Annotated in this window: 9 protein-coding genes; 3 read left to right on the top strand and 6 right to left on the bottom strand. The window is 59.3% G+C overall.

Annotated elements, in window-relative coordinates; genetic code table 11:
- The first annotated feature begins 8 nt into the window (after positions 1–8).
- Complete coding sequence (locus AB6B39_RS06080) at positions 9–2423, top strand: energy transducer TonB (RefSeq protein ID WP_284369671.1); 2415 nt, start codon at positions 9–11, stop codon at positions 2421–2423.
- On the opposite strand, the gene AB6B39_RS06075 is transcribed toward AB6B39_RS06080, so the two are convergent.
- The 5 genes from AB6B39_RS06075 to AB6B39_RS06055 form a co-directional block, all read right to left on the bottom strand.
- Positions 2424–3329 (bottom strand): glycosyltransferase family 2 protein, encoded by a 906-nt coding sequence (locus tag AB6B39_RS06075; protein WP_284369673.1) that lies wholly within the window; start codon positions 3327–3329, stop codon positions 2424–2426.
- A gap of 65 nt (positions 3330–3394) precedes the next feature.
- Entirely contained in the window at positions 3395–4636 is a 1242-nt protein-coding gene (locus AB6B39_RS06070; RefSeq protein WP_284369675.1) for an O-antigen ligase family protein, read from the bottom strand.
- Positions 4637–4644: 8 nt separating this feature from the next.
- The gene (thrS, locus tag AB6B39_RS06065) at positions 4645–6588 is read right to left on the bottom strand and encodes a threonine--tRNA ligase (protein WP_284369677.1); all 1944 of its coding nucleotides are present in this window, start codon (positions 6586–6588) and stop codon (positions 4645–4647) included.
- Between the two features lie 76 nt (positions 6589–6664).
- Entirely contained in the window at positions 6665–7732 is a 1068-nt protein-coding gene (locus AB6B39_RS06060; RefSeq protein ID WP_284369678.1) for a hypothetical protein, read from the bottom strand.
- Positions 7733–7836: 104 nt separating this feature from the next.
- Entirely contained in the window at positions 7837–10368 is a 2532-nt protein-coding gene (locus AB6B39_RS06055) for a response regulator (RefSeq protein ID WP_284369679.1), read from the bottom strand.
- A gap of 185 nt (positions 10369–10553) precedes the next feature.
- Here AB6B39_RS06055 and uvrB point away from each other — a divergent pair, with 185 nt between their 5' ends.
- Positions 10554–12698: an excinuclease ABC subunit UvrB gene (gene uvrB / locus AB6B39_RS06050; RefSeq protein WP_284369680.1), complete on the top strand. Its 2145-nt coding sequence runs from the start codon at positions 10554–10556 to the stop codon at positions 12696–12698.
- A gap of 273 nt (positions 12699–12971) precedes the next feature.
- Positions 12972–13892: an SRPBCC family protein gene (locus tag AB6B39_RS06045; RefSeq protein WP_284369681.1), complete on the top strand. Its 921-nt coding sequence runs from the start codon at positions 12972–12974 to the stop codon at positions 13890–13892.
- 13 nt (positions 13893–13905) lie between these two features.
- Here the strand turns inward: AB6B39_RS06045 and AB6B39_RS06040 are convergent, their stop codons facing one another.
- Complete coding sequence (locus AB6B39_RS06040) at positions 13906–14406, bottom strand: Lrp/AsnC family transcriptional regulator (protein ID WP_284369682.1); 501 nt, start codon at positions 14404–14406, stop codon at positions 13906–13908.
- Positions 14407–14438: the final 32 nt, after the last annotated feature.

Raw genomic sequence — 14438 nt, 5'->3', positions numbered from 1 at the left:
GGATCCTCATGCCATATAAATCACCCTTGAAATCGGGCCGTTCCATCGCAGCAATCGCATTGATGATTGCCACCGGACTGGCCATGCCGGCGGCGGCGCAACTGTCGAATGTCGACCTGGCCAAGGCTCGCGCACATTTCGCGTCCGCACAGGCCGCGTTCAAATCGGGCAATTATTCCGAAACCCTGACAGCCCTCGCCAAGGCTGAGGAGATCAGCGGCGAGACGGGTGCCCGTCTGTTGAGTCTGGAAGCGCGCGCGCTGTACCGGATGGAAAATTATGAACGCGCCCTGGCGGTCATCGACGAGTTCTATGCGTCTGGACCGAGCGATGCGGACAAGATGCCGATCGACAAGATCTTGCTGGATATCGATGCCAAGATCGAAGCGGAACGCGAACGCAAGCGCGCCGACGAAGCCGCCCGTCTGGAAGCGGCCATTCAGGCCCCTTTCATCGTGGCCGAAAACGCCCGCAAAGCCGAATTCTTGCGGTCGCAGCCCTTCAACGCGACCTCGCGTCTCAGGAAACCCGGCTCTGATGGGTCGCCGGGTCAGAGTGGAAGTCAGGGCCGGGCGGGCGCTGGCGGGCGCGTAACTCGAGCGGTCTATCCAATCCCGGGCATTCCCAATTCTCTCAACATTCGCGCCCATAATGGCGACGGCACCAAGGGCGGCAACGGGTCAGACGCATCATCAGGCAGTAACGGGCGAAATGGCGGGCGGGTCCGCATTCGTGTTCGCGAAGTGCCGATGGAATATACGGCCCCGCTCGGCTTTATCGAAGTTCTCGACTATGACAGCCGCGAAGTTCTTGCCAGTGGCTATTGGGACTTTGCCAATACGCTGCAGATCGATGCGACGGGCGGTGACGGTGGCAGTGGGGGTCGCGGTGGCAAGGGCGGCACAGGCGGCCAAGGTGCCAATGGGTCCTACGCAGACCGGCACAGTTCGATCGGTGGCGATGGGGGACCCGGTGGTGACGGCGGTGATGGCGGTCGCGGCGGCAATGGCGGTGATGGCGGAGCCGTCAGGATCGAGGTTGTCGGGAGTGTCGCCTTCAAGGATACATTCCTTAAAAATCTCAATTCCAACGTCAATGGCGGTGCCGCTGGCTCTGGCGGATCAGCGGGAAGTGCGGGTGACGGCGGGCGCGACGGTCAGGATGCCGGTAGCAGACGGGCCTATCGCGGTCCCGACGGCTATAAGGGCCGCAGCGGATCATCCGGTCGGAAAGGCAATAAGGGGACGTCGACCTATACGCTCGTTAGCGCCGAAGAATTTCAGAAGCGCATCGACGATAAGGAAGCCGCCGAAGCTGCCGCGCGGGCCGAAGCAGACCGATTGAAGCGTGCTGCCGAGGCCGAGGCGGCCCGGTTGAAACGTGCCGCAGAGGCCAAGGCTGCCGCTGCTGCCGAGGCGGCCCGACTGGCGGAACAGGCCCGCAAGGAGAGGCTCTCGCTCGTGAGCAATTTCGTCTACGCGATTCCATCCGGAAAGACGGCCTTCAATCAAGCTGACTCAGCGAAAGCCAATGATTGTGCCCGTGAGTTCGTGAAAAGTGCGCCCGAAAATGTTGATGCCGCACCCTGTCTGCGCAACGGCCCGATCGCGCCCGGGGAAGCGCAGTATAGCGGTTATTGCAACATGCGGTTTACGGTCGATCAGCAGGGTCACACCCGCGACATCGTTGCAACCGGATGCACAGAGTCGGTTTTTCTCAATCCGTCCCGTGCGGCGATTAACACTTGGTTTTACCAGCCCCGCGTCGAGAATGGAAAAATCGTGGAACGGCCCGGTATCGAGAATCGTATCGTGTTCCGCATGAGCGACCCGGATGGCAGCTACGTTCCTGAATCGGGGCAATTTACAGAATATAACGTCCCGGACGCCGTGTTAGACGCGTCGTTGCAGCGTGATCTGGATGAGTTCAAAGTCGCCTTCGAGTCCGCCAACCTGTCACGGCCGGATCCGGGAGCTGATCTGGCAGCACTGCTACGCAAACCGGGGGCCACCATACCGGGTCTGGACTATATGGGTGCTGTTCCGAAACTGACCAGCAATCAGATCGCATTCCTTGTCGATGGGCTGAATATCGAAACCCGGGATAGCGAGGCCGTGCCTGTGGTCCGTATTCCACCCATATTGCCAAGACGCGCCGATGCCAGCGGTCACTGCATATATAATCTGAGCGTCAGCGCTTGGGGACAGGTCACCACGATCGACACGGTCGGATGCACGGAGCGCGTCTTTGACAGAAACGCCAAGCAATCCTTGCGTAAATGGGTCTATCAACCCGCGCGCCAAGGCGGGAAGTTCGTTCAGAGCCGCGACGAGAACGTCAAAATAACTTTTAAACTGACGGATGAACGCGGACGCGTCATCCCCGAACCCAGCAGTTGGATCGAAGGTTCGTCCGGCGGCTGATCAGCGACCGGTGACGGCTTTCCTGAGGCTCAACCACACGGTCCGCGCCATCAGCGCCGCCGCCATGAGCGGCGCGATCAGGATCGTCCCGAGCTTGGCACCGAAGCCAGGTCCGGAAGTCCAGAAATAGCGGATCAGACCGCGCAGCTTGTGCATTTCGACGCGCCAGCGCGTGACTTCCGAAGTCGATCCATAATGAAAGGCGCAGGCACCGGGCACGAAGATGACATCGCCGCCCATATCGCGGGCACGACGGCAGATCTCGATATCTTCGACATGCAGGAAATAGGCTTCATCAAAACCGCCAAGCTGGTCGAAGGATTGACGATCCATCAGCATCAGTGCCCCTGATACGGTCGGGATCAGCGCTGGTCCGCTTGGCAACGGTTCGTTTTCGCGGTGAATGGAGGCGATGCCCGGCAGACGGTGCAGCGGCGTAAAGCTGGCAATGGCCGAGCGCATGCTCAGAACGCCGCGCCGTCCGCCGCGCTGTTCGCGGCCCGCCGCATTGAACAGCATTCCGCCGGTTATCCAGGGACGGGTGTGAAGATCGCCCGCGCGCGCCATTTGCCGGGCGGCTCCGCTTTCCAGAATGGCATCAGGGTTGATGAACAACAGATAGTCGCCATCGGCCAGGGCTGCACCGTAATTGCAGGCGGCGGCAAAGCCGATATTGCCGTGACCCTGCACCAGCCGGACATTCTCCGTTCGAGACGCCACCTCCCATATGCGGGCCCGGTCTATGCGCGGATTGCCATTATCGATGATAATCAGTTCGAAAATGCCCGGATCGCGCTGAATGCCGCGCACGGCCTCCATCAGCGCAGGCCCCGTCATGTAGGACACCATGACGGCGCTTATGCGGCCGTCCTTGCCGGGCCTGTCGGAATGTGTCGTACGAGTCACTGGCGGCAGGCTCTGGCCAAAGGCAGAACGCCTTTCAACTGAATTTTCCTGTCATCCGGCGCATCTCATGCGTGCGGAGTATCATATGCATCTTCAGGGATCAGCACGACCAGCATTGCAGCCAGACCGATAAGTCCCCACCACCAATATTGCCAAGCCCCGACCGTGATCGCGCTGGCAATCGCTGCGCCCATCACAGTCCCGGACAGAGCGGCGGCGCGCCAGCGGCTGCCGCCCGACAGCCGTCGCAGCGGTCGGTAGAGAGCCGCCAAGGCTATGGAGAGCAGCACCGCGCCAACTGCGCCGGCTTCCATCCATGTCTGCAAGCCGAGATTATGCGGATGCAGCGACACGAACGGAATGTCGACGCCGATCCGAGTCGTGAACCCTTCCTGCATGGTCCGCGACGCATCCAGCCCCTGCCCGAACAGAGGCGCTTCGGCGATACGGCTGAGACTGTAATCCCACATACGCAAACGGTGATCCCATGACATGGGCACGCGAGCCATAACGCCTTCCCCGGCCAGACGCGCGAAAACGCCGACAAGCGGGGCGAGCAACACCGAGGCGACGGCGGTCCCAAGCGATAGCCGCACGCCCCAGCGCGGCGACCGCCAGCCGATAGCCACTAACAGCAAGGCGCCGATCACGATTAGCGGGGCCACAGCTAAACGGTTTAGCATCGTTCCGACAAACAGCAGCGCCAGCAGGCCGATGGCTGCAGCAAGGGCCGGCTTTCGCGGCAGACGGGTTGCAAACAGGCCCAGCAGAAGCGGCGTGAAGATCGCATAGACGACATGACCGCGCCCGATATTCTTCTCCGCATCGCCCTGACGCATGTTCAGGTCCTGACCCGGACCGACGGGATCGAGAAATGTGTTGATGCCATAGCCCGACGCCACATCGAGCGCGAGAACCGCGACCCCACCCAGCGCCATCGCCATGATAATATGGGAGACGAACTCGCGTATGGCCGGACTGCGCGTTAGCAGCAAGACGGGGAGCGCCATCATCATCACGATCTGACCGCCCAGACGGATGGCCGTGCCAGATCCGTAGCCGCTCCAAGAGCCGCTAATGGCCAACCAGACGAAGAAGGCCAGAAACGCCATCAGAGCGAGTGCTAAGTCTTTGGACGGCCAGCCAACATTGCGGTAATTAACAGCCCAGACCAGCCATCCGGCTGCGCCCAGAAGGATGACCAGCCCGGAAAAGGCCAGCCCGCCCATATGGATATAGACGGCGAAAAAGCTGATCCAGAACAGCAGCCAGACGGTTGCCGCGCGGTTGGTCAGGCTGGCCAACATGCCGAAGCTTAGGCGTCCGCAGCGCGGCGCTTCAGATCAGGCGGCGTGGCCTCTTCGGTCAGGGTGGCGATCGCCTCGTCCAGCGTGACGATTTCCTGGCCCTGACTGCCCAGTCGGCGCAGGGCAAGCTTGCCTTCTTCTGCTTCGCGGCGACCAACGACGGCAATCACGGGGATCTTCCTGTCGGCAGAAAGCTCACGGATCTTGTAGTTGATCTTCTCGTTGCGCGTATCGACCTCGGCCCGCAGACCGGCAGCCCGCAGCTTTTCGACGACATCTTCGGCGTAACCGTCAGCATCGGAGGTGATCGTCGCAACGACGATCTGGACCGGTGACAGCCAGAGCGGGAACTTGCCCGCATAATTCTCGATTAGGATGCCGAGGAAGCGCTCGAAACTGCCCAGGACGGCGCGGTGCAACATGAGCGGCGCGTGTTTCTGGTCATCCGCGCCAATATAGGACGCATCCAGGCGTTCGGGCGTGTTGGGATCGAGCTGAATCGTGCCTGCCTGCCATTCGCGGCCGATCGCATCGCGCAGCACGAAATCCAGTTTTGGCCCGTAAAATGCGCCGTCCCCTTCATTCAGCACGATTTCAAGACCCGATGCCTTCGCGGCAGCTTCCAGCGCCTCTTCCGCCTTGTCCCAGTAATCGTCGGATCCGACACGTGTTTCAGGGCGCGTCGAGAAATTCACTTTGACATCGTCAAAGCCGAGATCGGCATAGACGCTTTTCAGCATCTCCGTGAAGGCGCTCACTTCATCCGTGACCTGATCCAGCGTGCAGAAAATATGTCCGTCATCCTGCACGAAGCCGCGCACGCGCATCAAGCCATGCAGCGCGCCGGACGGCTCGTAGCGATGGCAGGAGCCGAACTCGGCATAGCGCAGCGGCAGGTCGCGATAGGATTTCATGCCCTGATTGAAAACCTGAATGTGGCACGGGCAATTCATCGGCTTGAAAGCCAGGACCTTATCCTCATCGGCGATCTCGGCGACGAACATATTCTCGCGATATTTGTCCCAGTGACCTGACTTCTCCCAGAACTTCCGGTCCATCATTTGCGGCGTCTTAATCTCCTGGTAGCCATACTCCTTTTGGCGGCGCGCCATATAGGAGCGCAGCACCGTATAGAGCGTCCAACCGTTCGGATGCCAGAAAGCCTGTCCCTGCGCTTCTTCCTGAAAGTGGAATAATTCCAGCTGACGGCCCAGGCGACGATGGTCGCGGGCTTCCGCTTCCTCGATCTGTTTCAGATGCGCATCGAGATCTTCCTGGCTGGCCCACGCCGTGCCGTAGATGCGCTGCAGCTGCGGATTATTGCTATCGCCGCGCCAATAGGCCCCGGCGACCTTCATCAGCTTGAAAGCCTTGCCGATCTTGCCAGTGCTTGGCAGATGCGGGCCGCGGCAGAGATCGAACCATTTGCCCTGCTTATAGACAGTAATGGTCTCGTCTTCGGGCAGGTCTTCGATAAGCTCCGCCTTGAAGGACTCGCCCATACCCCGAAACAGGGCAATCGCCTCATTGCGATCCATTACCTGCCGCTCGAACTTGTCATTGCGGTTGATGATGTGCGTCATCTTCTTTTCGATGGCGGCGAAGTCATCTTCGGAAAAGGGCGCGTCGCGATGAAAATCGTAATAGAATCCGTTTTCGATGACAGGCCCGATCGTGACCTGCGTTCCCGGAAACAGCTCTTGCACGGCTTCAGCCAGCACATGCGCGGCATCGTGACGGATCAGCTCTAGCCCTTCCGGGTCCTTGGCCGTGATCAGTTCGATCCGCGCGTCACCCTCAATTGGGCGCGTGGCATCCTGCAGCTCGCCATCGAGCTTCACGGCCAGCACCTTCTTGGCCAGTCCGGAAGAGATCGATTTGGCGACCTCGAGTGCTGTTACGCCCGCATCATATTCGCGGGAGGCGCCATCGGGGAAAGTTAGGGTGAGCATCAGGTCGGTATCGGTTCGATTGAGAGTCCCGCGCCAATGGCAAAGCTTTCACGCAAGAGCAAGCTTGCGACTCGGTTTAGGCGCTTTGTGATTGCACGCCTGGCGTTTCCGCATTCGGTGTGCCGCAGCTGAGGCAATAGCGGTAGAATGTGACATTGCGCGTGCCACAGCTTTCACATTCCTTCTGCAGGTGAATCCCGCAATGGACGCAGTAATCGGAATGAACCCCATCGCGGTTGACGATGGACCGGTCGCAGCCTGGGCAGGTCTTGGCGGCAATTTTCTTCAGCGCGGTTTCATAATCGATGGACTGGCGGCGTTCGACCTCTGAACGGGCTTCCTCGGCCTGTTTGCGAGCGAGGTAGCGACGCATTTGCTTGATCAGGAAATACCCGGATATTATGACCGTCAGGATACCCACCGTATAGCGGACATAGCCGCCATAGGACGGCAGATAGGGCACGAGCTCGACGAAAAAGGCAAAGAGCGAAAACAGAACGAAACCGCGATAGAGCGGCCAATAGGGACTCCGTCGCTTTTTCGCGAGCATCCAGCCGGACAGCAGAAGCAAAGGCAGCGTCAATGCCAGGCGGAAGGCGAACACACGGAATTCCTGCGCTCGTCTGGCACGCCGATAGTCCGGATCCGCATCAGCCCGAAGCTGCACCATGGCGTCGCGCGTATCTGCTAGCACTCTTTGCTGATCGCGCAGGACCTGCTGCGCCTGTTCGACGGCGTTGTCGGCTTGTCGGATCTGATCTGTCAGCCCTTCCAGTTCGCGTGTCCGCACCAGAACCTCCGGATTGGTCGCATCGGCCTGGGTTGCCGTCCGGGTCGCGATCCAGTTGTCGAAACTGGCCCGCGCGGCGCGGTAATCCGCAGTCGCGGCGCTCTGTGCATTGACTGCATCCTCGACGCGTCGGCGCAGGGACAGGGTCTGACTTTCCAGCAGGGTTTCGCTTTCGCGCAGGGTTTCGATCCTGTTCGCATCGACGAACTGTTCGATCAGGACCGGTTGATCGACGCGCGGAATATCGCGGATGATCAGGCTGCCAAGGCCGATTAGAAAGCCCGCAAAAATGACGGACAGGACCCACATCACGATGGCGTAGAATTGCTGCGGACGTCGCGTCGACTTGGCCATGATGGGTCCCCTGCTCCGCTTCTGTATCATTGATGAAGGCTAGGTCTGGACCAACGCCCTGTCCAGCACCATCTCCAAGTCACATCATGGCTTGGCTCTTCCGTTCAGGCTGCGACCTCGACCATCCGGCCGCCCCAATGCGCCACGGCATGGTGCAGGTCCGTCTTCACGATCGGTTTTGACAGATAGTCCTGCATTCCGGCGGCAAGAAAACGTTGCCGGTCCTGCTCCATGACGTGGGCTGTCACCGCGATAATCGCACAGGGCGAACGCCCGGCCCTGCGCTCAAGCGCGCGAATATGACTGACCGCGTCAGGGCCGTTCATAACCGGCATGGAGACATCCATCAGAATGAGGTCGTAGGCCTGTTGTTGACAAGCCGCGACGGCCTCCTGACCGTTCTCCACCAAGGTCAGCTCCAGATCCAACGGATCAAGCATACTGGAGAGCACCATGCGATTGATCTCATCATCATCAGCCGCCAGTACCCGCAGCTGGGGACGATCCTGTGTCAACTCTGACTGTGTTTTCCCTGACGGCCCTTGTCCCGCCAACGCCGTCGAGTTTATCGTCTCCTGTGGCGCTTCCCGGCGGGCCTGAGCCATGATGTCTTTCAACTCGTGGAGACGAATTTCGGCCAGGTGCCTGAAGATCACGTCGGTCAGACGGCGGGTCGGATAGGGTTTTTCGATAATGTCCGCCACGCCATGTGCCTCGAAGTCGGGCGTGACCTCTTCGGCATTGGCTGATGTCAGAATGATGAAAGGTGTCTCGGAAATCCCTGTCGTCGCCCGCACGGTCTGGACGAGATCAAGGCCGTCCATGCCCGGCATGAGATGATCGGCAACGACCAGAGGGAACCGGAAACCGTGCGCGGCACGCGCCTGTTCCATAACGCGTAACGCCGTTGCCGCATCCGGCACGCAGACGGGCGAGGCCCCGAAGCGTCGCAACTGCTGAGCGATGATGTCCCGGTTGATCGGTAGATCATCGACGACGAGTACAGGCGTCTTCTGCGGCAGTCGATCCGTCGGTTCACTGACGCTCGGCGTCGTCTCGCCTGAACTTTGCGCATCCACATGGAAAAGAAAGACCGACCCCTGACCCAGCACAGACGACACGCTGATCCGGCCGCCCATCGCTTCGGCCAATTGCTGGCTGATGGAAAGGCCGAGACCCGTTCCGCCAAAGCGGCGCGTGGTCGTATTGTCGGCCTGCTCGAATTGATTGAAGATACGGTCGAGTTTGTCGGCGGCAATGCCGATACCGGTATCCTTGATCTCGAACTCCAACCGCTGATAGCCAGGAAGATCCGTCGCTGCGGCGCGCACGGACAGACGCACATATCCGGCTTCCGTAAACTTCAGCGCATTGCCGATGATGTTGATTAGGATCTGGCGGATCCGCCCTTCGTCACCAATGAGGTGGTGCGGCACGTCGATCGGCATGTCGCCAACCAGTTCCAGTCGCTTCTCCCGCGCCGTGTGGCCTAGCAGGGACATCACATCTTCGACTGTAGCGCGCAGATCGAACGGCACCGCCTCGATCCGGAGTTGGCCAGACTGGATTTTCGAAAAATCGAGAATATCGTTGATGACCGTCAGCAAGGCATCACCAGAGCGCAAGATCACATCGACCTGCTGTTTTTGCGCCGCAGTGAGCGGACCTGACGACAGGAGCTGCGCCATTCCCAGAACGCCATTCATCGGTGTCCTTATCTCGTGGCTCATATTGGCGAGGAACTCTGTCTTGGCTTCGCTCGCCTGTTCGGCTTCGATGCGGGCGATCTGGCTCAGGTTGGCGGCACGTTGCGCGTCACGCCCGCGTGCGAGATTGCGGCTCATATCGTTGAAGGCCGTGAACAGGTCGCCGATTTCATCATTATGCCGCACGGCGAGCTCATGACCGAAATCTTCGCGACTGATGTGGGTGGCGGCTTCCGCCAGTTGCCGCACCGGAAGGCTCATACGGCGGGCAATGCGTGTCGCGGCGAATATTCCGCCCGCCATGGCCAGTAAACCCGCAAGCAGAATGGCACTGAGGATGCGCCGCTGATTGTCATGCAGAGCCTGGTCGAGTGCCGTGTCGATCTTGCCCGTCGCCGCATTGGCTTCATACATTTGCCGCGTGAAAACATAATAGCCAATCGGCACGTCATTGTAGGTGAGAGGGCCGCTCCCGATCAGCAAGCCATCATCGATCCGGACACGCAAGGTTCCGTCGACGCCGTCGCGCAGCGCGCGCGCCGCCATGGCATTCGAGCCCGTTTCGTAAATCACCTCTCCGGAGAGATCGGATACGCGCAAAAGTCCCATCCGCTGACGTGTCGCCAATCCCTCCATGCGCTCGGCCAGCAGCGATAGATCGCCGTCACGAAACGGCTGCGCGAATATACGTTGCGCCGCAGCCGCAAGACCGTAGCCGCGCCCGATCTCGGACTCCTGCAGGGCTTCATCGACGATGGACCGGGTTGTCGTGTCTGTCGTCGCGACAACTTCGCGAAACTGCGCGTAGTAGAACATCCCCAATAGGGCGACACAACTGACGACCAGCCCCGAAACGATGGCCGAATATTTCACCACGAGGGAGCGTTCTGACCAGAGGTTGGACAGACGATCTGTGGAATCACTTTTCATGCAGAGATCACTGTTGACTGACAGAGGCGGGCGAAGGTTACTCGATCTGCCTCATGACGACGGGGGGTTACGGGAATACTAAGCGTGACGGAATTCGGGCAATTTGTCGCAAACGCAGCCTGCAAACACATTCGCGCGACAGGCCACCCCTTGGCGTTCCCGGTCCGTTCCCCTATCTAGCCCCCATGCCAGACACTGCCGAAATATCTGTTCACGAGGCCCCGGCCCTGTGGACGCCGCACCGACCGGACCGCCCCTCCAAATCGGAAGGCGGTCAGACTTTCCGTCTGGTGTCACCATTCGAGCCGAAGGGCGATCAGCCCAAGGCGATCAAGGAACTGGTCGGCGGCATTTCGGAGCGTGAACGCGATCAGGTTCTGCTGGGCGTCACGGGCTCCGGCAAGACTTTCACCATGGCGAAGATCATCGAGCAGACGCAGCGCCCCGCTTTGATCATGGCGCCGAACAAGACGCTCGCCGCACAGCTCTATTCCGAGTTCAGAAGCTTCTTCCCGGACAATGCGGTCGAATATTTCGTCAGCTATTACGATTATTACCAGCCTGAAGCCTATGTGCCCCGGACGGACACGTTCATCGAGAAGGATAGTAGCGTCAATGAGCAAATAGACCGGATGCGCCACGCCGCGACCCGGGCGATCCTCGAACGCGATGACGTCATCATCGTCGCCTCGGTTTCCTGCATTTACGGCATCGGTTCGGTCGAAACCTATACCGCCATGACGATCGATCTGGCGCGTGGACAGGCGATCGATCCGCGCGAGCTGATGGCGCAGCTGGTCGGCCTGCAATATCAGCGCAACGATCTGGCTTTTGCGCGCGGCAGTTTCCGCGTGCGCGGCGACACGATCGAGCTGTTCCCCGCTCACTATGATGATACAGCCTGGCGCTTCGACTTTTTTGGTGACGAGATCGACAGCATCACCGAGTTCGACCCACTGACGGGAAAAACCGGACGGTCGCTCGATACGGTCCGTGTCTATGCCAATAGCCACTATGTGACACCGCGTCCGACAGTGCAGAGCGCGATGAAGGGCATCAAGGCAGAGCTCGACAAGACGCTCAAACTGTTCGAATCCGAAGGCAAATTGCTGGAGGCTCAGCGTCTGCAGCAGCGCACCGAGTTCGATCTGGAAATGATGGCGGCCTCCGGTTTCTGCAACGGGATCGAGAACTATTCGCGCTACCTGACTGGGCGCGCGCCGGGCGAGCCTCCGCCCACCCTGTTCGAATATCTGCCCGAAAATGCGCTTCTCTTCATGGACGAGTCCCATGTCTCCGTGCCGCAGATCGGCGGGATGAGCCGGGGCGACTTCAACCGCAAATCGACACTGGCCGAGCATGGCTTCCGTCTGCCGTCCTGCATCGACAATCGGCCGCTCAAGTTCGAGGAATGGGACGCGATGCGACCGCAGACGGTTCATGTATCCGCCACTCCCGCCGATTGGGAAATGGAACGTACGGGCGGCGTGTTCGTAGAGCAGGTCATCCGCCCGACCGGTCTGATCGATCCTCCGGTCGAGGTGCGGCCCGTTAGCGGCGAGCATCACAATCAGGTCGATGATGTGGTCGATGAAGTCCGTAAGACCACCGCCAAGGGTTTCCGCTCTCTGGTCACGACACTGACCAAGAAAATGGCCGAAGACCTAACGGAATATATGTCGGATCAAGGCATTCGCGTGCGCTACATGCATTCGGACGTCGACACGCTGGAGCGGATCGAAATTATCCGCGATCTGCGGCTCGGCACGTTCGATGTGCTGATCGGGATCAACCTGTTGCGCGAAGGACTGGATATTCCCGAATGTGCCTTTGTCGGCATTCTCGACGCTGACAAGGAAGGCTTCCTGCGGTCAGAAACCTCGATGATCCAGACGATTGGCCGTGCTGCTCGCAACAGCGAAGCCAGCGTCGTGCTTTATGCCGACAAGATTACGGGCTCAATGAAACGCGCCATGGACGAGACCGAGCGTCGGCGCGCTCGCCAGATCGCCTATAATGAAGAACATGGCATCATCCCCCAGACCGTCCTGCGCGGTGTTGCCGATATGGTCGGCGACAGCGAATCCGCCCAGAAGATCAAGGACGAACGCGACAGCTACACGCCTTCCGGCAGGAAGCGCATCGGCAAGAGCGGCAAAGCCGAACGCCGCGCCCTCGAAATGGCCGAAGGTCAGGAACCCTTCATGGGCGGCAACATGCAAGCCGTCGCCGCCGACCTGGAGAAGCGCATGTTCGAAGCCGCAGAGAATCTGGAGTTTGAGGAAGCCGCGCGATTGCGGGATGAGTTGCAGAAATTGAAGGGCGCGTAGCAGTCCGCAGGGTTTGGCACCTCGATTCTATATGCAGTTCGTCTTCAAGACACCAAATCTGTCGATTCTTCTGTGATGATTGTATGAGTGCAAAGAACTCCATCTATATTATCTCTAAGTCTAGCATCACGTTTTTCTACAAGAGAATTGGATATATCGATGCGAACAAAAAAACTCTTACTCTGCGGTAGGCCACAAGGATGACACTATTTCTCAAGCATCTAGAAAACGCTTTGCGCTAGTAGTAAAGTTCTCCCCCTAAGGAGGACCGCCATGCCCAAAGTTCACGTCGCCCGCTCCAAGCTGATCAACGCGCCCGCCAATCAGGTCTATCCTGCCATCGCCAATATGGATCAGTGGGAGGCCTGGTCGCCCTGGCTGATCATGGAGCCGGACGCCGTCGTGACTGTGTCAGATGACGGTCAGTCCTACCGCTGGGAGGGAGTGCGTGTCGGCGAAGGAGACATGAGGATCACGGACACGGTGCCGAACCGCTCAGCCCGCTATGATCTGACCTTCCTTAAGCCGTTCAAATCCACCGCCAAGGTCGGCATGGACCTTGAAGACGTCGAGGGCGGCACCAAGATCACATGGTCAATGGACAGCCAGCTCCCCTTCTTCATGTTCTTCATGAAGCGAATGATGGAGTCGTTCATCGGCATGGATTATGAGCGCGGGCTAAACCTGCTGAAAGACTATGTCGAAGACGGCGAAATTCACTCGAGACTGAACTTTCTCGGTCCACGTGATTATGCCGGATGCGATTATATCGGCATCCGGCGCGCTTGCACGCTCGACGACATGCCGCAGCTGATGCAGCAGGATTTCGAACGGCTTGGGCCTTGGGCAGCACAGAATGGGCTCGATCCGGCCTCCATGTTCTGCATCTATCATGACTTCAATCCGATGAAGGGCCATTGCGACTATACGGCAGCCGTCCCTTATTCGGATATACCCGCCGATATGCCCGCGGACTTCATCACCGGATCACAGGCCGCGACGCGCCTCTACACGCTCGAACATGTCGGCCCTTATGAACATCTCGGCAATGCCTGGTCCGCCATGCACAACCTGATCCGCGCCAAGGAAATCAAGGTCGTAAAGAACTACCACCCTTTCGAAACCTACGGCAATTCCCCGCAGGATACCGACTCGAAAGAGCTGATTACGCACATCAACTTTGCGGTCCACTAAAGAGGCGCCGGCATCAATAACGCGGCACCGCCGGACTGATGAGGTTGAGCGGCAGTGCGGTCGTGTCCTTGGCCTGGCGGAGGACGATCCGGCTCTGCACGTCACTGATCAGGTCGATGCTGAGCAACGTTTCGCGCAGAAATGTTTCATAGGCATGCATGTCGGTCGTGACGACCCGGAGCATGAAATCGACCGCGCCCGTGACCACGGCGCACTGAACCACTTCGGGCATGCGCGCGACTTCGCGTTCGAACTTTTCCATATTGGCGCGATTGGGCAGGGACAGCTTCACGGCGACGAAAACCTCGAAATCGAGGCCGAGCAATTGCCGGTCGAGCAGCGTCACGCGCTGGTCGATAATACCCAGCTCTTCCATACGCTTGATCCGGCGCCAGCATGGCGAGGAGGACAGGCCGACCTGCTCGCTGATTTCAGCGACGGACAGGCCGGCATTGCCTTGCAGTAGATGCAGGATTTTGGCATCGATATTGTCGATCTGGCTGCTGGATTTCATGATCCGACCTCATGGCACGTAAGAGAGACAGG

The organism is Algimonas porphyrae (assembly GCF_041429795.1).
GTDB classification, from domain to species: Bacteria; Pseudomonadota; Alphaproteobacteria; order Caulobacterales; family Maricaulaceae; genus Litorimonas; species Litorimonas porphyrae.
The sequence above is the reverse complement of the archived record's forward strand: the minus strand, read 5'-3'. Positions and strand labels throughout refer to the sequence as shown.

Excerpts from the sequence above, each read along its gene's own strand:
- AB6B39_RS06080 (WP_284369671.1), top strand. The coding sequence starts at position 9 with ATGCCATATAAATCACCCTTGAAATCGGGCCGTTCCATCGCAGCAATC.
- AB6B39_RS06070 (WP_284369675.1), bottom strand. The coding sequence starts at position 4,636 with ATGTTGGCCAGCCTGACCAACCGCGCGGCAACCGTCTGGCTGCTGTTC.
- thrS (WP_284369677.1), bottom strand. The coding sequence starts at position 6,588 with ATGCTCACCCTAACTTTCCCCGATGGCGCCTCCCGCGAATATGATGCG.
- AB6B39_RS06060 (WP_284369678.1), bottom strand. The coding sequence starts at position 7,732 with ATGGCCAAGTCGACGCGACGTCCGCAGCAATTCTACGCCATCGTGATG.
- AB6B39_RS06055 (WP_284369679.1), bottom strand. The coding sequence starts at position 10,368 with ATGAAAAGTGATTCCACAGATCGTCTGTCCAACCTCTGGTCAGAACGC.
- uvrB (WP_284369680.1), top strand. The coding sequence starts at position 10,554 with ATGCCAGACACTGCCGAAATATCTGTTCACGAGGCCCCGGCCCTGTGG.
- AB6B39_RS06045 (WP_284369681.1), top strand. The coding sequence starts at position 12,972 with ATGCCCAAAGTTCACGTCGCCCGCTCCAAGCTGATCAACGCGCCCGCC.
- AB6B39_RS06040 (WP_284369682.1), bottom strand. The coding sequence starts at position 14,406 with ATGAAATCCAGCAGCCAGATCGACAATATCGATGCCAAAATCCTGCAT.